The 19,218-nt window shown below is 72.3% G+C and carries 16 protein-coding genes; 1 reads left to right on the top strand and 15 read right to left on the bottom strand.

Annotated features, from left to right (window positions below):
* Positions 1-112: 112 nt before the first annotated feature.
* Positions 113-1,393, top strand: coding sequence for a hypothetical protein (locus ACQP0U_RS11435; protein ID WP_433318217.1), 1,281 nt, complete (start codon positions 113-115; stop codon positions 1,391-1,393).
* An 80-nt stretch (positions 1,394-1,473) separates the two neighbouring features.
* Here ACQP0U_RS11435 and ACQP0U_RS11430 read toward each other — a convergent pair whose 3' ends face one another.
* The 15 genes from ACQP0U_RS11430 to pyrR form a co-directional block, all read right to left on the bottom strand.
* A complete protein-coding gene (locus ACQP0U_RS11430) occupies positions 1,474-2,457 on the bottom strand; it encodes an AAA family ATPase (protein WP_433318216.1) in 984 nt (327 codons plus the stop codon).
* A 256-nt stretch (positions 2,458-2,713) separates the two neighbouring features.
* Positions 2,714-4,624, bottom strand: a complete 1,911-nt coding sequence (locus tag ACQP0U_RS11425; protein WP_433318214.1) for a primosomal protein N' — start codon at positions 4,622-4,624, stop codon at positions 2,714-2,716.
* Between the two features lie 59 nt (positions 4,625-4,683).
* Positions 4,684-5,877, bottom strand: coding sequence for a methionine adenosyltransferase (metK, locus tag ACQP0U_RS11420; RefSeq protein WP_433318212.1), 1,194 nt, complete (start codon positions 5,875-5,877; stop codon positions 4,684-4,686).
* 87 nt (positions 5,878-5,964) lie between these two features.
* Positions 5,965-7,173: a bifunctional phosphopantothenoylcysteine decarboxylase/phosphopantothenate--cysteine ligase CoaBC gene (gene coaBC / locus ACQP0U_RS11415; protein ID WP_433318210.1), complete on the bottom strand. Its 1,209-nt coding sequence runs from the start codon at positions 7,171-7,173 to the stop codon at positions 5,965-5,967.
* Between the two features lie 14 nt (positions 7,174-7,187).
* The gene (rpoZ, locus tag ACQP0U_RS11410; protein ID WP_030335666.1) at positions 7,188-7,451 is read right to left on the bottom strand and encodes a DNA-directed RNA polymerase subunit omega; all 264 of its coding nucleotides are present in this window, start codon (positions 7,449-7,451) and stop codon (positions 7,188-7,190) included.
* A gap of 64 nt (positions 7,452-7,515) precedes the next feature.
* Entirely contained in the window at positions 7,516-8,049 is a 534-nt protein-coding gene (locus tag ACQP0U_RS11405) for a guanylate kinase (RefSeq protein ID WP_433318208.1), read from the bottom strand.
* A 25-nt stretch (positions 8,050-8,074) separates the two neighbouring features.
* On the bottom strand, positions 8,075-8,392 hold the full coding sequence (mihF, locus tag ACQP0U_RS11400) for an integration host factor, actinobacterial type (protein ID WP_030335662.1): 318 nt from the start codon (positions 8,390-8,392) through the stop codon (positions 8,075-8,077).
* Positions 8,393-8,570: 178 nt separating this feature from the next.
* Positions 8,571-9,407 carry an orotidine-5'-phosphate decarboxylase gene (pyrF, locus tag ACQP0U_RS11395; protein WP_433318206.1) on the bottom strand — a complete coding sequence of 279 codons (837 nt, stop codon included), beginning with the start codon at positions 9,405-9,407 and terminating at the stop codon, positions 8,571-8,573.
* 73 nt (positions 9,408-9,480) lie between these two features.
* Positions 9,481-10,755, bottom strand: a complete 1,275-nt coding sequence (locus ACQP0U_RS11390; RefSeq protein WP_433318204.1) for an adenosylmethionine--8-amino-7-oxononanoate transaminase — start codon at positions 10,753-10,755, stop codon at positions 9,481-9,483.
* A gap of 46 nt (positions 10,756-10,801) precedes the next feature.
* Positions 10,802-11,842 (bottom strand): quinone-dependent dihydroorotate dehydrogenase, encoded by a 1,041-nt coding sequence (locus ACQP0U_RS11385; protein WP_433318202.1) that lies wholly within the window; start codon positions 11,840-11,842, stop codon positions 10,802-10,804.
* Positions 11,839-15,186 carry a carbamoyl-phosphate synthase large subunit gene (gene carB / locus ACQP0U_RS11380; RefSeq protein WP_433318200.1) on the bottom strand — a complete coding sequence of 1,116 codons (3,348 nt, stop codon included), beginning with the start codon at positions 15,184-15,186 and terminating at the stop codon, positions 11,839-11,841. The genes ACQP0U_RS11385 and carB overlap by 4 nt, the downstream gene beginning before the upstream one ends.
* On the bottom strand, positions 15,179-16,342 hold the full coding sequence (gene carA, locus ACQP0U_RS11375) for a glutamine-hydrolyzing carbamoyl-phosphate synthase small subunit (protein WP_433318198.1): 1,164 nt from the start codon (positions 16,340-16,342) through the stop codon (positions 15,179-15,181). The genes carB and carA overlap by 8 nt, the downstream gene beginning before the upstream one ends.
* Positions 16,342-17,619 carry a dihydroorotase gene (locus ACQP0U_RS11370; protein WP_433318196.1) on the bottom strand — a complete coding sequence of 426 codons (1,278 nt, stop codon included), beginning with the start codon at positions 17,617-17,619 and terminating at the stop codon, positions 16,342-16,344. The genes carA and ACQP0U_RS11370 overlap by 1 nt, the downstream gene beginning before the upstream one ends.
* The gene (locus ACQP0U_RS11365; protein WP_433318194.1) at positions 17,616-18,542 is read right to left on the bottom strand and encodes an aspartate carbamoyltransferase catalytic subunit; all 927 of its coding nucleotides are present in this window, start codon (positions 18,540-18,542) and stop codon (positions 17,616-17,618) included. Before ACQP0U_RS11365 ends, ACQP0U_RS11370 begins: the two co-directional genes overlap by 4 nt.
* Entirely contained in the window at positions 18,539-19,123 is a 585-nt protein-coding gene (pyrR, locus tag ACQP0U_RS11360) for a bifunctional pyr operon transcriptional regulator/uracil phosphoribosyltransferase PyrR (protein WP_433318192.1), read from the bottom strand. The genes ACQP0U_RS11365 and pyrR overlap by 4 nt, the downstream gene beginning before the upstream one ends.
* Positions 19,124-19,218 lie beyond the last annotated feature (95 nt).

Here is a 19,218-nt window from a genome sequence, read left to right as displayed (position 1 = left end):
TGTCCAACGGTGTCCAGCGCCGTCCAGGATCCGCCCCGCGGAACCGACGCCCCTGCCACCGTCCTGAGGCGGGCTCAGCCCGCTCCACGACACCTGGGGGAAGAGGTACCCGATGATCCGTCCACACCCGACCACCCGGCGCCCCGTGGCGATGCTGCGTCGCGTCGCCGTCACCGCGGTCGGTCTCGCGCTGCTCGCCGCCGGCGTGACCGCCACACCGGCCGCCGCCGCACCGGGCGGCAAGGCCGCCACCACCGGCTCCTTTGTCGACAGCACGCCGGTCCCCGGCGGCTTCGCCTCCTGGTCGGAACTGCTCCGGTTGCAGCAGCGCATGAACACCGCCGCCGCCCGGATCACGAACGCGGCACAGCGCAGCGCGAACTCCGGCTTCGCCGGCATCGTCGCCGACCCCACCACCCGCCAGCTCCAGGTCTACTGGAAGGGTGAGCCGCCCGCCAACCTGGTGGCCACCGCACGGGCCACCGTCGCCACCAAGGTGCTGCCCGCCGCGTACTCACAGCGGGAACTCATCGTCGCGGCCGACCGACTGCGGGCCGCGGCCGGCGACAAGATCACCACGGTCGGGCCGCGCGCCGACGGCGCCGGCCTGCTCGTCGGCACGCAGGACGGGCTGCTCGGCGCGACGGCTCTCGCCGGCGTACCGGTGACCGTGCAGACCGGGGTCGCCGCCGCGCCCGCGACCCGGTGGGACGACACGGCGCCCTGGTGGGGCGGCGCCGCCTGGCGCAACGCCACCACCGGCGGCGGCTGCTCGACCGGCTTCGGTGTCTTCCAGGGCGGGGCCGCGCGGATCCTCTCCGCCGCGCACTGCGGCAACATCAACAACGCCGCGACCGACCCGACCGGGCAGTCGATGGGCATCGTCGGCACCCGCAACGCCGGCACCGACACCCTGCTGTTGTCGGGCAGCTCGGGCGGCCGGGTCTTCAACAACAGCACCGACGCGGCCGGCAACGTGGTCAGTGAGTTCAGCAACCAGGTGATCGGCGCGTCGGCCAGCCAGGTCGGCAACTGGGTGTGCTCCTCCGGCGCGTACTCCGGCACCCGCTGCTCGATCCAGGTGAAGGCGCGCAACCTGTGCATCAACGTGCGCAACTTCGGCCAGGTCTGCGGGCAGGTCCAGGCGGAGAACACCACACGCACCAACGCCGTCGGTCAGGGGGACAGCGGTGGCCCGGTGGAGATCGTGAACGCGGCGAACACGCTCCAGGTCTGGGCGACCGGCACCAACACCGCCATCGACGACACCAACACGTCGACTGCCTGTACCGGCTACGTCACCACCGGCCGGGTCTGCGCCTGGCGGTTCTACTACGAGGACATCTTCTCCGGCATGGCCGGCGTCGGCGCCTCCGGCGTCGTCCTCGGCTGAGACGTCTCGGCGACCGCCGTACGGCTCGGTGGCCGGGCCGGCGCGCGTACCCCGCGCGTCGGCCCGGCCGCACGCCAAGTTCAGACGCTGGCGCCCGGGTCCCCCGCGAGCACCGCGTCGCCACGGAGCAACGCGGGCTCGGGCAGCGGCAGTTGGATCTTGTGAGCCGCCTCCCAGTCGTAGATCAGGCCGGGACGCACCTGGGCGGCGAAGTAGTCGATCGCTGTCATCCCACCCACGACGGGCTCGTCGACCTCGGCGACCAGTTGGGCGGGGACCAGGGAGAACCCGTTCTGCAGAGCGGCGCTGAGGCGGCGGTGCCCGTCGACGACGAAGAAGTACTCGCCGGTGAACCCGATCTTCAGCGGTTCGAGGGCCTCGTCGCCGGCCTCGGCCACCCCACCGACGAAGTCGGTGTCCCAGAGACCACGCAGGGTGGCGATGTCCTCGGTCGGGTAGACCCGGGCCGGGTCCAGCAGCAGCAGCGGCGGCGCGTCGCGCAGCACCTCGGCGCCGAGCGTGCCCTCGTACGCGGCCACGATGTGCTCGATCACCTCGGTGGCGGACGCCCGGGTGGTGTCGCAGATCAGGTCATAGTTGCGCAGACGGGCCTTGTCGACCCCGTAACGGATGATGAACCGGCTGCGCTCGCTCGCGCTGCGCTCACGCAGCTTGGCCTTGGCCTCGTCCAGGGAGGCGTAGCTCTCCGCCGGCCCGGACGGTCGGGCGAGCACGCGGCGGGCCGCCTCACCCGGCTCGGTGATCATGTGCACCTTGAGCGCGTCGGTGAAGAAGTGCCAGGCCAGCCGGGAGTCCATGATGAGGCGCTCACCGGAGGCGGCGATGTCCCGCTGGAGCTGGTCGACGTAGCCGTCGACGGCCTGGTCGAGTTCGGCGTGCAGGTTGAGCTGCAGCGCGGTCATCTGCCGCTGCTGAGCCATCTCCCGGTAGAGGTCCCCCACGCTGACCCGGCGCATACCGAGCCGCTTGGCGATCTCGACCGACACGGTGCTCTTGCCGCTGCCGAGGTCGCCGTTGAAGACGATCGATTGTCCAACGGTCACGACTGGTCCACCCCTGATCACCGGCTCATTGACATCATCGACCTCGCGCCCGACCGACGCGTTCCCGCCATCGCCGCGCCATCTCGCGGCGGCTCCAGCTCGGCGCGTCTGACGCTCCCTCGCGACCTGGAACCCGTCGTACGCCTTGGCATGACGGGCGATGCTACCACTCGGACGCCACCGCTCTGCCGGACGCGGTGTGCGAGGGCGACCTCGGCGGGAGACGTCCGCCACCCCCGGCACCGGCCGAAACTCCTCAGAACAGGCTCAGCGGATCGACCTGGAGACGAACCGGATCGGCGGCCTTGCGGGCGGCCCGAACGCCGGCGGCCGAGTGCAACGCCTCGGCGAGCGCGCCAGCCCGGGCCCGGGGCACCCGGACCAACATCCGCTCCCGCCCCTCCTCGGCCGGCACCGGCCCGAGCACCTCGGCGTCGTCGGGCAGCCGGGCCGCGGCCAGCAGGTCCGCCACCGCCTCGGCCGGGCCGGTGACGCTCGCCATCCGCACGGCCGGCGGGAAACCCAGCTCGCGACGCTCGGCCAGCTCCCGGCCGGCGAACCAGCCGGCGTCCCAGCGCAGCAGCGCCTGCACGGGGGCGAGCGCGCCGTCGGCGACCACCACCACCCGACCGGCCGGCGCCGGGCGGGCCAGAGCCGCCGCCGCCAGCCAGCGGCGCAGCGCCTCCTCGCCGGCGCGCAGGTCGGCCCGGGTCAGCAGGGCCCACGAGTCGAGCAGCAGCACCGCGCCGTAGCCGCCCTCGGCGACCGGCTCGGCGCCCGGGGTGGCCACCACCAGGGCCGCGCCGCCGGGCACGTCGGTCAGCACCTCCTCGCGCCCCGAGGTCCGCACCGGGACGCCGGGGAACGCCCGGCCCAGCTCCTCGGCGGTCCGCCGGGCGCCGGTCACCGCGGCCCGCAGCCGCCGCCCACCGCACTCCGGGCAGGCGTACGCGGCCGCCACGCGGGCGCACCACCGGCAGGCCGGAGTGCCACCCGCCGAGGGCAGCGCGAGCGGGCCGGCACAGTGCGCGCAGCGCGCCGGGGTACGGCACTCGGCGCAGGAAATCGACGGCAGGTAGCCGCGTCGGGGCACCTGCACCAGCACCGGCAGGTCCTGCCGGAGCGCGTCCCGGGCGGCCGTCCAGGCCAGGCTGGGCAGCCGGGCGGTGGCGGCCCCGGGGTCACGGGCCAGTTGGGGATCGTCTCCGGTCGGCGCGATCGCCGGGATCCGCGCCCGCACGGTGGCCCGGTCGGCGACCACCTCCGGGGCCCAGCCGGTCTCCACGAGCAGTTGCGCCTCGGCCGTGCGGGCGTACCCGCCGACCAGCGCGGCGGCCTCGGCGAGGTGGGCGCGGGTGAGCAGCACGTCACGGGCGTGCGGGTAGGGCGCGCGGGGCTCGGAGTGCAGGTCGTCACCGTCGTCCCAGACGGCGACGAGGCCGAGCCGGGCCACCGGGGCGAACATCGCCGCCCGGGTGCCGATCACCACCGGCACCTGCCCACGGCGCGCGGCGAGGAACGCCCGGTAGCGCCGGGCCGGGCCGAGCGCGGCGGAGAGGCTGACGTGTCGCCCCGGGCCGAGCACTCCGGTGAGCGCGGCGTCGAGGCGGTCGAGGTCACGCGCGTCGGGCACCACGACCACCGCGCCGCGCCCGCCCGCGACGGTGGCCGCCACCGCGTCGGCGTAGCGGGCCGCCCAGTTCTCACCGGGCAACGCCGACCAGACCGCGCGGGGCGCGCGGCCGTCGGTGAGCGCCCGCAGCAGGGCCGGGCCGGTCGGGTAGTCGCGCCACCCACGCGGGTCGACCGCCTCGGTGGGGGCCGCCGGGGTGGGCTGATCGTCGCGGGGCTCCTTCTCCACGCGCGCGTGCCGGGGTGGCACCGCGAGCCGGAGCACGTCGGCGAGGCTGCCCGCGTACCTGTCGGCGACCGCCCGGGCCAGCCGGGCGACCTCGGGGGCCAGCACCGGCTCCGGCGAGACCACCTTCTCCAGGTACGCGAGGCGGCCGGTGTGCCCGGAGTCGTCGGCGCGTGACAGCAACCACCCGTCGACGAGTTGCCCGGCGAAGCGCACCTTCACCCGGGTACCGGGCAGCGCCACCTCGTCCAGCTCCGCCGGCACCAGGTAGTCGAACGGCCGGTCCAGGTGCGCCAGTCCGACGTCCACGCAGACGCGCGCGACCGGCGACCCGTCCGCGGGTCGCCGGTCGCTGTGCTTGGTGGCGGTCAGGCTCCCGCGGCCGACTTGAGGTCGGCGGCCCGGTCGGTGCTCTCCCAGGTCAGGTCCGGCAGTTCCCGGCCGAAGTGGCCGTACGCGGCGGTCTGCTGGTAGATCGGGCGGAGCAGGTTGAGGTCCCGGATGATCGCGGCGGGACGCAGGTCGAACACCTCGGCGACGGCCTTCTCGATCGAGGTGACGGGCACGGTCTCGGTGCCGAACGTCTCGATGAACAGGCTCACCGGGTGCGCCTTGCCGATGGCGTAGGCGACCTGCGCTTCGCACCGCTCGGCCAGACCGGCGGCGACCACGTTCTTGGCCACCCAGCGCATCGCGTACGCGGCCGAGCGGTCCACCTTGGACGGGTCCTTGCCGGAGAACGCGCCGCCACCGTGCCGGGCGTACCCGCCGTAGGTGTCGACGATGATCTTGCGACCGGTCAGCCCGGCGTCGCCCATCGGGCCGCCGATCTCGAACCGGCCGGTCGGGTTGACCAGCAGCCGGTAGCCGTCGGTGTCCAGGCCCAGGCTCTCCAGCTCCGGGGCGATCACGTGGTCGCGCACGTCCGGGGTGAGCAGTGAGTCCAGTGAGATGTCGGCGGCGTGCTGGCTGGACACGACAACGGTGTTCAGCCGGACCGGGCGCAGCCCCTCGTACTCGATGGTGACCTGGGTCTTGCCGTCCGGCCGCAGGTACGGGATCGTGCCGTCCTTGCGCACCGCCGAGAGGCGGCGGGCCAGCCGGTGGGCGAGCGCGATCGGCAGCGGCATCAGCTCGGGCGTCTCCGAGCAGGCGAAGCCGAACATCATGCCCTGGTCGCCGGCGCCCTGCGCGTCCAGCGCGCTCTCCGACGCACCGGTCCGCAGCTCGAAGGCGTTGTCCACACCCTGGGCGATGTCCTCGGACTGGGCGCCGATGGAGACGCTGACCCCGCAGGAGGCGCCGTCGAAGCCCTTCTTCGACGAGTCGTAGCCGATGTCGAGGATGGTCCGGCGGACGATCGTCGGGATGTCGGCGTACGCCTTGGTGGTCACCTCACCCGCGATGTGCACCTGGCCGGTGGTGATCATGGTCTCCACCGCCACGCGGCTGTGGGGGTCCTCGGCCAGCAGCGCGTCGAGGATGCCATCGCTGATCTGATCAGCGATCTTGTCCGGGTGGCCTTCCGTGACCGATTCGGACGTGAAGAGACGGCGTGTCACGGCACTCCTAAGCGTGTGAAGTCGTTCCGCGGAAGTCTAATCACCACTGCGGCCGGTGTCGGGTTCGGTTGTGCTCTGTTCCACCCGTCAGGAGCGGCCGGGCAGCCGCGCCACGACGAGATCCCAGACGGCGTCGGCCACAGCTTCCTTGGCCTGCTCGGGCAGCCGGCTCATCGAACCGTCCGCGCCGATCACCGTCACCGTGTTGGTGTCGGCGCCGAAGACCAGGTCCGGACCGACCTCGTTGACCACGATCAGGTCGGCCCTCTTGCGGGCCAGTTTCGCCCTCCCGTTGGCCTCGGCATCGCCGGTCTCGGCGGCGAACACCACCAGCACCTGCCCTGGTCGTTTGCGCTGGCCGAGCTCCGCCGCGATGTCCGGGTTCGTGACGAGCTCGATGGTGGGCGCGACGCCGTCGTCCGACTTCTTGATTTTGCCGGTCGCGTACGTCGCGGGCCGGAAATCGGCCGGCGCCGCCGCCATCACCACCGCGTCGGCCTCGACGGCGGCCTTGACTGTCGCCTCCCGCAACTCGGCGGTGGTGCCCACCCGGATCAGGTCCACGCCGGCCGGGTCGGCGAGGTCGACGTTGGCCGCGATCACTGTGACCCGGGCGCCCCGGGCGACCGCCGCGCGGGCGAACGCGTACCCCTGCTTGCCCGACGAGCGGTTGCCCAGGAAGCGGACCGGGTCCAGCGGTTCGCGGGTGCCACCGGCGGTGACGACCACCCGGCGGCCGGCCAGGTCGGCAGGGGTGGAGCCGCCGCGGGCCAGGAGCCGACCGGCGACGGCGAAGATCTCCGCCGGGTCGGGCAGCCGACCCTTGCCGGTGTCGGCGCCGGTGAGCCGGCCGACGGCGGGCTCGATGACCCGCACACCCCGGGAGCGCAGCGTGGCGACGTTGGCCACGGTGGCGGGGTGCTCCCACATCTCGGTGTGCATGGCCGGGGCCAGCAGGACCGGGCAGCGGGCGGTCAGCAGGGTGTTGGTCAGCAGGTCGTCGGCGAGGCCGTGCGCGGCCTTGGCGAGCAGGTCGGTGGTGGTCGGCGCGACCACCACCAGGTCGGCCTGCTTACCGAGCCGGACGTGCGGCACCTCGTGGACGTCGGTCCACACGTCGTCGGCGACCGGTTGACCGGAGAGCGCGGCCCAGGTCGGCGCTCCAACGAAGCGGAGCGCCGACGCGGTCGGCACGACCCGAACCCGGTGACCCGATTCGGTGAAGAGTCGCAGCAGCTCGCACGCCTTGTAGGCGGCGATGCCGCCACCGACCCCGAGGACGATCGAGGCGGACATCGGCCAGCGGGGGCTTACGGCTGGTCGGTCGGCTCGGCGGTGAGCAGGCCCGAGTTGATCTCGCGCATGGCGATCGAGAGGGGCTTCTCCTGCGGAGTGGTCTCGACGAGCGGGCCGACGTACTCCAGCAGGCCCTCACCGAGCTGGCTGTAGTAGGCGTTGACCTGGCGCGCGCGCTTGGCGGCGAAGATGACCAGCGCGTACTTCGACGTCGTCTTCTCGAGGAGCTCGTCGATCGGCGGGTTGGTGATGCCTTCGGGGTTGGCGATGGATCCCACGAATTAACCTCTGCGTCTTTCGAGCCGCGCGGACGCGGTGCTGAGTCTCAACGGCGGCCGACCGTCAGCCACGCACACGTGACCAGGCCGGATCCGGATAAGAAGAACCGAGTAAGCCTACCAGCTCGTCGACCACCCGTTCGGTGTGGTCGTGCGTCAGGGTGTGCTCGACGGTGGCGGCAACCGCGGCGGGGGGCGCGTACCCGGGTGGGCTCAGCAGCACCAGCCGGGCATCGGGCAGGCGCGCACGGACCAGTGGCGCGCCGCGCAGGTCGAGCGACAGCAGGACCGGCTGCCCGGCGTCGAGCCGGGCGCGCAGCGGCGGGTACGGGGTGCCCCGGCGGTGCGAACCGATCCGGGACCACTCCAGCAGCTCGCCGTCGACGATCCAGCGATCGAACTCGGCGGGGGCGAGGAAGACGCGGTCCACCCCGTCGATCTCCGACTCCCGGCGCGGCCTGGTGGTTGCCGCAACCGGGATCCACACGGACGGAGAACGCGCCCGGACGAGCTCGACGACACTCTCCCTGCCGGACCCCGAAGGTCCAGCCAGGACAGTGAGCCGAGCCGCCGGGCGCGCCTCGTCATCCGTGCTCACTGCTTGTTTCTACACGCTGCCAGGTTCAGTTGGCGGCGAACTCTCCAAGCAGTGCCTTGCGCTGCTGCTCGCCGAGGCCACGCAGGCGACGGCTGTCGGCGATCTTGAGCTTCTCCATGATCTGGGTAGCCCGGATCTTGCCGATGCCCGGCATGGCCTGCAGGACGGCCGACACCTTGAGCTTGCCTACGACGTCGTCGCTCTCGGCCCGCTCGAGGACGGCACCGAGGGTGGTCTTGCCCTGCTTGAGCTGCTCCTTCAGCTGAGCACGGGCCTTGCGGATCTCCGCGGCCTTCTCGAGCGCGGCAGCGCGTTGTTCGGGGGTCAGTGACGGGAGCGGCACCAGTTCTCCTCAGGTCCCTATCGCGGCGGGCGGGGCGCACCGCCGCATCTGTGAAACGTGGTGTCGCTGTGAACCAAGGGGTCCATGGTTCCCAGCGCGGGGAAAACTAGCGGCCAACGGAGCTTTCGGCAACGTGGGGGCCGCATGATCACCGTAGAGTGACCGACCCGTCAGTCAGTCACCGGGCAGGCAGGACGGCCCGGCAGTCGACCAACACGCGGTCCGCGGCGGCCCGCAGCGCGGCCACATCGGGGCCCGCCGAGAGCACTTCCCGGGAGTACGACGGGAGCACCGAGGCGAGGCTCGAACCGAAGACGGTACGCAGATCGGCTGCGCCGGCACCCTGCGCGCCGAGCCCCGGAGCGAGCAGTGGGCCGCCCACACCGGAGAGGTCGTGACCGGTGTCACCGATGGTCGCCCCGACCACCAGTCCGAAGCTCCCGAGTGGGGACGCACCCCTGTTGAGCTGGGAAATCTCGTCGATCACGGTCTGCGCCACGGTGCGGCCGTCGGCCGTGACGGCCCGCTGCACGGCCGCGCCCTCGGGGTTTGAGGTGAGGGCCAGCACGAACACGCCGCCGCCGTGCTCGGCTGCCAGCTCGAACATCGGCGCCAGCGAACCGACCCCGAGGTAGGGGCTCGCGGTGACCGCGTCGACATACACGGGGCTGGATGGATCAAGGTACGCGGCGGCGTACGCGCTCACCGTCGAGCCGATGTCGCCGCGCTTGACGTCCAGCAGAACGAGCGAGCCGGCATCTCGTAACTGTCGGATAGTTGACTCAAGAATCGCCACACCTCGGGACCCGAACCGCTCGAAAAAGGCCGACTGAGGCTTGACTACCGCAACCCGGTCACCGAGGGCTTCCACGACGGTCCGGCTGAACCGGTCGAGCCCCGCGACGTCGTCCGGGAGGCCCCACTGAGCCAGCAGACCGGGATGCGGGTCGATGCCCACACAGAGTGGGCCCCGCTCGGTGATCGCCCGGTGCAGCCGGGTACCGAAGCTCTCCATCGGAGTGTTCCCCTCTTCTCGTCCGGGCGGCTGCCCCGCCCGGGTAACCCGTCGACCCGGTGACCGGACCGACTCAGCCAGCCGCCACCGCTGCCGCCACCCCGCTGGCGATGCGGGCCAGGTCGACGTCGTCGGTGACGTACGGCGGCATCGTGTAGATCAGGTCGCGGAACGGGCGCAGCCACACCCCCTGGTCGACCGCCGCAGCGGTCGCCGCGCCGAGGTCGACCTCGTGATCGAGCTGGACCACACCGATCGCGCCGAGCACCCGTACGTCGGTCACGCCCGGCGTGCCGCGCAGGGGCTCCAGGCCGGCGCGCAGGCCGGCGCCGACCCTGGCGACCTGGCCGGCCCAGTCTCCGGCCCGCAGCAGCCCGATGGAGGCGTTCGCCACCGCGCAGGCCAGGGGGTTGCCCATGAACGTGGGCCCGTGCGCCAGCACACCGGACGCCGAGATGCCCCGGGCGACCTCCGGGGTGCACAGGGTCGCCGCGAGGGTCAGGTACCCGCCGGTCAGCGCCTTGCCCACGCACAGCACGTCCGGCGTCACCCCCGCGTGCCCGGCGGCGAACATCTCGCCGGTACGGCCGAACCCGGTGGCGATCTCGTCGAAGATCAGCAGGATCCCGTGCGCGCGGGTCACCTCGCGCAGCACCCGCAGGTAACCCGGGTGATGGAAGCGCATCCCGCCCGCGCCCTGGACGACGGGCTCGACGATCACGGCAGCCAACTCGTCGGCGTGCCGCTCGACCGTCTCCACCAGTGCCGCCACGTACGCGTCGTCGGGCGGGTCGGTGAAACCACCCGGCGGGACCGGGGCGAACACCTGCCGGGGCAGCACGTCGCCCCACAGGTGGTGCATCCCGCCCTCCGGGTCGCAGACGCTCATCGGGTGGAACGTGTCCCCGTGGTAGCCACCCCGCCAGGTCGCCAGCCGGCGTCGCTGCGGTTGTCCGACGGCCCGCTGGTACTGCAGGCACATCTTCACCGCCACCTCGACGCTCACCGAACCGGAGTCGGCCAGGAACACGTGCTCCAGGCCGTCCGGTGTCAGCTCGACCAGGGTCCGGGCGAGCTGCACGGCCGGCTCGTGGGTGAGCCCGCCGAACATCACGTGGCTCATCCGGCCGAGCTGGTCGGTCACCGCCGCGTCCAGCACCGGGTGCCGGTACCCGTGGATCGCCGCCCACCAGGACGACATGCCGTCCACCAGTTCCCGGCCGTCGGCCAGGGTCAGCCGCACCCCCTCGGCGCCGCGCACCACGTACGGCGCGTTGGCCGGCGGCAACGCGGCGTACGGGTGCCAGACGTGCGCCCGGTCGGCGGCCAGGATCTCCTCGGGCGTCACGCGCGCTCCTTCGGGGCGTTCAGGGGTGTGGCGACGGGCAGGCCGGTCACCGCCCGGCGGACGGGACCGGGGCCGGGCGCGCCGCGCGGGCGGCGGCGCGGACCAGGGCCGGTCCTCGGTAGATGAAGCCGGTGTAGAGCTGTACCAGGGCGGCGCCGGCATCGAACATCCGCGCCGCGTCGTCCGGGTCCAGAACACCGCCGACGCCGATGATCGGCAGCCGGCCGCCGGTCTCCCGGTGCACGAAGGCGACCACGTCCCGGGCCCGCCCGGTGAGCGGCCGACCGGAGAGGCCGCCGGCCTGCGCGCCACGTTCGACGTCGACGCCGGCAAGCCCGTCCCGGGACAGGGTGGTGTTGGTGGCGATCACCCCGGCGGCGCCCCGGGCCAGGCAGACCTCCAGCAGCTCGGCGATCGCCGCCTCGGTCAGGTCTGGTGCGATCTTGACCAGCACCGGCTTCTCCCCCACCAGCGCGCCGAGCAGCGCGTCGAGGTGGGCGCGGTCCTGCAACGACCGCAGGCCCGGGGTGTTCGGTGAGGACACGTTCACCGCGAAGTAGTCGCCGTGCCCCCGCAGCGCCCGGTACGAGGCGAGGTAGTCCTCGACCGCCTCGTCGAGCGGAGTCACCTTGGACTTGCCCAGCGAGATGCCCAGCGGCACCCCGAGCGGGCGCGGCAGCGCCGCCAGCCGGGTGGCCAGCGCGGCGGCCCCGGCGTTGTTGAAGCCCATCCGGTTGACCACCGCCTCGCTGGCCGGCAGCCGGAACAGCCGCGGCCGGGGGTTGCCCGGCTGGGCGTGCGCGGTGACCGTGCCGACCTCCACGAAACCGAAGCCGAGCGCCGGCCAGGCCGGCAGCGCCGCGCCGTCCTTGTCCATGCCGGCGGCCAACCCGACCGGGTTGGGGAACCGCACCCCGAACACCGTGCGCGGCGTGTTCACCGCGTACCGGGCCCGCAGCGCGGCGAGCGCGGCCGGCCACCGCGACAGCGCCGTCAACCGCCGCAGTGTCCACTCGTGCGCCGCCTCGGCGTCCCCGCCCCCGAGCCGGAACAACCACGGCCGTACCGCCTGCTCGAACACTGTCACTGGGCAGCCCGGAGGATGGCGTGCAGGTCCTGCAGGGGGCGGACCTGCATGTCGCCGCGGATCCGCGCCTCGATGCCCATCACCGCCGCCGCGGCGCCGGGGACAGTGGTGATGCAGGGGATGTCCGCGGTGACGGCCGCGCTGCGGATCTCGTAGCCGTCGGAGCGGGCGCTGGCACCCGAGCCCTGCGGCGTGTTGATCACCAGCGCCACGTGGCCGCCGCCGATCAGCGACACCGCGTCGTCGCCCTCACCCGCCTGGTAGTGCTTGCGGATCTGCTCGCAGGCGATGCCGTGCCGGCGCAGCACCTCGGCCGTGCCGGTGGTGGCGACGATCTCGAAACCCAGGTCGGCCAACCGCTTGATCGGAAAGATCATGCCGCGCTTGTCCCGGTTGGCCACCGAGACGAAGATCTTCCCGGCGGTCGGCAGCGACCCGTACGCGGCCGACTGGCTCTTCGCGAAGGCGTGCCCGAAGTTGGTGTCGATGCCCATCACCTCGCCCGTCGACTTCATCTCCGGCCCGAGCAGCGAGTCGATCCCCTTGCCCGCGCGGGTCCGGAAGCGCTTGAACGGCAGCACCGCCTCCTTGACCGCGACCGGCGCGTCGGCGGGCATCGTGCCCCCGTCCCCGGTCGCCGGCAGCAGCCCCTCGGCGCGCAGCTCGGCGATGCTCGCCCCGAGCGCGATCCGGGCCGCCGCCTTGGCCAGCGGCACCGCCGTGGCCTTGGAGACGAACGGGACGGTCCGCGACGCGCGCGGGTTGGCCTCCAGCACGTAGAGCACGTCGTCCTTGAGGGCGTACTGCACGTTGAGCAGCCCCCGGACGCCGACGCCACGGGCGATGGCCTCGGTGTAGCGGCGGACCTCGACCAGGTGCGAGCCCGCGAGGGTGATCGGCGGCAGCGCGCAGGACGAGTCGCCGGAGTGGATGCCCGCCTCCTCGATGTGCTCCATCACGCCGCCGATGTAGACCTCGCCGTCGGCGTCGCACAGCGCGTCCACGTCGATCTCGATGGCATCGTCGAGGAACCGGTCCACCAGCACCGGATGGTCCGGGGAGATGTCGGTGGCCCGGCCGATGTAGTCGCGCAGCGTCGGGTCGTCGTAGACGATCTCCATGCCCCGCCCGCCCAGCACGTACGACGGCCGGACCAGCACCGGGTAACCGATCTCGTCGGCGATCGTCTTGGCCTCGTCGTACGAGGTGGCCATGCCGTGCGCCGGCGCGCGCAGCCCGGCCCGGGCCAGCACCGCCCCGAACGCGCCGCGCTCCTCGGCCAGGTGGATCGACTCCGGGGACGTGCCGACGATCGGCACGCCGGCGTTCTTGAGCCGCTGCGCCAGCCCCAGCGGGGTCTGCCCGCCGAGCTGCACCACCACCCCGACCACGCCCGGCCCGCCGGCCGCCCGGCCGGACGAGTCCTCGGCGTGCCAGACCTCCAGAACGTCCTCGAAGGTCAACGGCTCGAAGTAGAGCCGGTCGGCGGTGTCGTAGTCGGTGGAGACCGTCTCCGGGTTGCAGTTGACCATGACGGTCTCGTAACCGGCAGCCCGCAGCGCCTGGACGGCGTGCACGCAGGAGTAGTCGAACTCGATGCCCTGCCCGATCCGGTTCGGGCCGGAGCCCAGGATCAGCACCTTCGGCTGGTTCGACGGCACGACCTCGGTCTCCAGGTCGTACGTCGAGTAGTGGTACGGCGTGGTCGCCTCGAACTCGGCCGCGCAGGTGTCCACGGTCTTGTAGACCGGGCGCACGTCGAGGCGGTGCCGCAGGGTCCGTACGCCGTCCTCGGCGGCCAGCTCCGGGCGCAGCGCGGCGAGCTGCCGGTCGGACAGACCGGCCCGCTTGGCGCGGCGCAGCAGGTCGGCGTCGAGCACCGGCGCGTCGACGATCTCGGCGCGCAGCTCGATGAGCGCGGCGATCTGGTCCAGGAACCACGGGTCGATCCCGCCGGACGCCTCGGCGACCTCGGCGATCGACGCGCCGAGGCGCAGCGCCCGCTCCACCGTGTACAGCCGGCCGTCGTGCGGGATCCGCAGCGCGGCGAGGGTGTCCGCCACTGTCACACCCGCCGGGTCCGGCACACTCCAGAAACCGGCCGACTTGGTTTCCATCGAGCGCATCGCCTTGTTCAGCGCCTCGGTGAAGTTGCGCCCGAGGCTCATCGCCTCGCCCACCGACTTCATCGTGGTGGTCAGCTCCGGGTCCGCGCCGGGGAACTTCTCGAACGCGAACCGCGGGATCTTCACCACCACGTAGTCGAGGGACGGCTCGAACGCCGCCGGCGTCTTCAGGGTGATGTCGTTGGGGATCTCGTCGAGGGTGTAGCCGATGGCCAGCTTCGCGGCGATCTTCGCGATCGGGAAGCCTGTCGCCTTCGAGGCCAGCGCCGAGGACCGCGACACCCGGGGGTTCATCTCGATCACGACGATCCGGCCGTCGACCGGGTTGACCGCGAACTGGATGTTGCAGCCGCCGGTGTCCACCCCGACCTCGCGCAGCACGGCGATGCCCAGGTCACGCAACCGCTGGTACTCCCGGTCGGTGAGCGTCATGGCCGGGGCCACGGTGACGCTGTCGCCCGTGTGCACACCCATCGGGTCGATGTTCTCGATCGAGCAGACCACCACCACGTTGTCGTGCCGGTCGCGCATCAGCTCGAGCTCGTACTCCTTCCAGCCGAGCACGCTCTCCTCGATGAGCACCTCGTGCACCGGGCTGGCGGACAGGCCGTCACCGGCGATGCGGGCCAGGTCCTCCGGGGTGTGCGCCATGCCGGAACCCAGGCCACCCATGGTGAACGACGGCCGGATCACCACCGGCAGGCCCAGCTCGGCGACTGTCGCCTCGACCTCGTCCATGGAGTGGCAGACCCGCGAGCGGGGCACCAGACCCGTCGGGTCGTCGACGCCCAGCCGTACGCCGGCCTTCGCCACGATCTCCTTGAACAGCTGCCGGTCCTCACCCCGGTTGATGGCGTCGATGTTCGCGCCGATCAGCTCCACGCCGTACTTCTCCAGGACGCCGCCCTCGTGCAGGGCGACGGCCGTGTTCAGCGCGGTCTGCCCGCCGAGGGTCGCGAGGATCGCGTCCGGGCGCTCCTTGGCGATGACCAGCTCCACGAACTCCGGGGTGATCGGCTCGACGTAGGTCGCGTCGGCGAACTCCGGGTCCGTCATGATCGTCGCCGGGTTGGAGTTGACCAGGCTGACCCGGATCCCCTCGCTGCGCAGGACCCGGCAGGCCTGGGTGCCGGAGTAGTCGAACTCGCAGGCCTGCCCGATGACGATCGGCCCGGAGCCGATCACGAGGATGTGCTTGAGATCGGTCCGCTTAGGCATTGCTGCGCCCCTTGCTGTGGTTCCGGCCCTCGATGAGATCGGCGAATCGGTCGAAGAGGTAGTCCGCGTCGTGCGGGCCGGCCGCCGCCTCCGGGTGGTACTGGACGGTGAACGCGGGCAGGTCCACGGCCCGCAGCCCCTCGACCACGTTGTCATTGAGGCAGACGTGCGACACCCGCACCCCACCGAAGTCGGTGTCGATCACCTGGTCGGGGACCACCGCGCCGGCACCCGCACCGGGCACCTCGACCGCGAAGCCGTGGTTGTGGCTGGTCACCTCGACCTTGCCGGTGACCCGGTCGAGCACCGGCTGGTTGATCCCCCGGTGGCCGTAGCCCAGCTTGTAGGTGCCGAAGCCGAGCGCCCGACCGAGGATCTGACTGCCGAAGCAGATGCCGAACAGCGGCACCTGACGCCGCAGCGCCTCCCGGGCCAACTCCACCGGAGCGTCGGCGGTGGCCGGGTCGCCCGGGCCGGGCGACAGGAAGATCGCGTCGGCGCCGGTGGCGAGCATCTGGTCGATGCTCGACGACGCCGGCAGCACGTGGGTGGTCACCCCGCGGGTGGCCAGCCGACGCGGCACGTTGCGCTTGATGCCCAGGTCCAGGGCCGCCACGGTGAACCGGTGCTCGCCCAGTGCCTCGACGACGTACGGCTCGGTGGTGCTCACCTCGGCGGACAGGTCCGCCCCGACCATCTGCGGCGCCTGGCGGACCCGGGTCAGCAGGCTCTGCGGGTCGTTGTCGATGCTGGAGATGCCCACCCGCATGGCGCCCCGCTCACGCAGGTGCCGGGTCAGCGCCCGGGTGTCCACCCCGCTGATGCCCACCACACCCTCGGTGGCGAGGCGGTCTTCGAGACCACCGGTGGCCCGCCAGTTCGAGCCGATCCGGGCCGGGTCACGCACGACGTAGCCCGCCACCCAGATCCGACCGGACTCGTCGTCCTCGCCGTTGACGCCGGTGTTGCCGATGTGCGGGGCGGTCTGCACCACCACCTGACGGTGGTAGGACGGATCGGTCAGGGTCTCCTGGTAACCGGTCATGCCGGTGTTGAAGACCGCCTCGCCGAAGGTCTCCCCGACGCTGCCGTACGCCTCACCGGGGAACGTGCGCCCGTCCTCCAGCACCAGGATTGCGGATCTGCGCTTGACCATTACTTGACAGCCTTTCCGTCCAGGACCGTCGGCTCGCCGCGCAGGAAGGTCGCCACGATGCGACCTGGCAGCGTCATGCGGGCGTACGGGGTGTTGCGACTGCGACTGGCCAGCTCCGCCGGCTCGATGGTGCGGCGGGCGGCCGGGTCGATCAGGGTCAGGTTGGCCGGCACACCCGGCGCGGGGTCGACGCCGTGCCCGGTGAGGCCGGCGATCCGTGCGGGGGTGCGCGACATCCGCTCGGCAATCAGATCCCACTCGGGGCCGAGCACCTCCAGCGCGATGGAGAGGGCCGTCTCCAGACCGAGCATCCCCGGCCGGGCGTACGCCCACTCGCACTCCTTGTCCTCCACCGCGTGCGGGGCGTGGTCGGTGGCGATCACGTCGATCACCCCGTCGGCGAGGGCGGCGCGCAGCGCGGCGACGTCCGCGGCGGTGCGCAGCGGCGGATTCACCTTGAAGACAGGGTCATAGCTCTCGGCGCGCTCGTCGGTGAGCAGCAGGTGGTGCGGGGTCACCTCGGCGGTGACGCGTACACCGCGTGACTTTGCCTGGCGCAGCACCTCGACGCTGCCGGCGGTGGAGACGTGGCAGACGTGCAGTCGGCTGCCCACGTGCTCGGCGAGCAGCACGTCCCGGGCGATGATCGCCTCCTCGGCGACCGCCGGCCAGCCGATCAGGCCGAGCCGGGTGGAGACCTCACCCTCGTGCATCTGGGCGCCCTCGGTGAGCCGGGGCTCCTCGGCGTGCTGGGCGATGATCCCGTCGAACGCCTTGACGTACTCCAGGGCTCGGCGCATCAACTTCGGGTCGGCGACGCAGTGCCCGTCGTCGGAGAAGATCCGCACCCGGGCCGCCGAGTCGGCCATCGCGCCCAGCTCGGCCAGCCGCTCGCCGGCCAACCCGACGGTGACCGCGCCGATCGGCTGCACGTCGACCAGGCTGGCCTCCCGGCCGAGCCGCCAGACCTGCTCGACCACCCCGGCGGTGTCCGCCACCGGGGAGGTGTTGGCCATCGCGCAGACCGCCGTGTAGCCGCCCAGCGCCGCCGCCCGGGAACCGGACTCGACGGTCTCGGCGTCCTCCCGACCGGGCTCGCGCAGGTGGGTGTGCAGGTCGACGAGGCCGGGCAGGGCGACCAGGCCGGTGCCGTCGACGACAGTGGCGTCCGGCGCGGTCAGGCCGGGACCGACCTCGGCGATCACGCCGTCGCGGATCAGCAGGTCGGTCGGCGCTGCGCCGACGACACTCACGCTGGTGATCAGGTACGCGGTCACCGGTTGTTCCCTCCGAGCAGCAGGTAAAGGACAGCCATCCGCACGGAGACCCCGTTGGTGACCTGTTCGACGATGGTGGAGCGGGGTGAGTCGGCGACCTCGGGGGTGATCTCCATTCCCCGGTTCATCGGGCCGGGGTGCATGACGATCGCGTGCTCGGGCAGCCGGCGCATCCGCGGCCCGTCCAGCCCGTAGCGGCGGGCGTACTCGCGCGCGGAGGGGAAGTAGGAGTCGTTCATCCGCTCCCGCTGCACCCGCAGCATCATCACCACGTCCACGTTCGGCAGGACGGAGTCGAGGTCGTAGGACACGTCGGTGCCGGGGGCGAGGGCGCCCGCGATGTCGACCGGGATGAGGGTCGGCGGACCGACCAGGGTGATCTTGGCGCCGAGGGTGGAGAGCAGCAGCACGTTGGAGCGGGCCACCCGGGAGTGCAGCACGTCCCCGACCACCGCGACCGACAGCCCGGCGAGTCGGCCCAGCCGGGCCCGCATGGTGTACGCGTCCAGCAGCGCCTGGGTGGGGTGCTCGTGGGTGCCGTCGCCGGCGTTGACCACCGACCCGTCCACCCAGTTGGCCAGGCGGTGCGGCGCGCCGGAGGCGGGGTGCCGGACGACAACTGCGTCCGCGCCCATCGCCTGCAGGGTCAACGCGGTGTCCTTCAGGCTCTCACCCTTGGTGACGCTGGACCCCTTCGCGGAAAAGTTGATCACGTCGGCGCTGAGTCGCTTCGCCGCCGCCTCGAACGAGATCCGGGTACGCGTGGAGTCCTCGTAGAAGAGGTTGACAACGGTCCGTCCGCGCAGCGCGGGAAGCTTCTTGATCTCCCGGCCGGCGACGGTGGCCATCTCCGCGGCGGTGTCCAGGATCTCGGTGGCGGTGTCGGCGTCCAGATCTCCGCCGGAGAGCAGATGTTTGATCATGACTGGGTACCCCCGAACAGCTTGACCTCGTCCGACCCGTCGATCTCGGCGAGCGTCACCTTGACGCTCTCGGCGAGCGAGGTCGGGATGTTCTTGCCGACGTAGTCGGCGCGGATCGGCAGCTCCCGGTGGCCCCGGTCGACCAGGACGGCGAGCTGCACCGACGCCGGGCGGCCCACGTCGTTGAGCGCGTCGAGCGCGGCCCGGACGGTGCGGCCGGAGAAGAGCACGTCGTCGACCAGGATGACCCGTTTGCCGTCGATCCCGCCGGACGGCAGCTCGGTCGGACCCACCGCGCGGGTCGCGTGCCGGCGGAGGTCGTCGCGGTACAGGGTGATGTCGAGCACACCGACCGGGACGGCGACGTCCTCGAAGGTGCTGATCCGGTCGGCGAGCCGCCGGGCGAGGGGGGTGCCCCGGGTGGGAATCCCCAGAAGCACCGTGTTGGCGGCGCCCTGGGTCTTTTCCAGGATCTGGTGGGCGATGCGGTCGACCACGCGTTGCACGTCGGCGCTGGCGAGGATCACCTTCACCGTGGGTTGTCGCGGTGGTGACGAGCGGGCAGCCGGTGGGTATGCCACGGCGGACCTCCTTCCCCGCCTCACTGGACGGGTCGTTAAAGGATGTCGGGCACCTCCGGCCGGACCGCTGAGCAGACCTGGGCCGGGGCTTCCGC

It is taken from the genome of Micromonospora sp. CA-269861 (assembly GCF_050948505.1).
GTDB lineage: Bacteria > Actinomycetota > Actinomycetes > Mycobacteriales > Micromonosporaceae > Micromonospora.
This window is presented reverse-complemented; position numbering and strand designations above follow the sequence as displayed.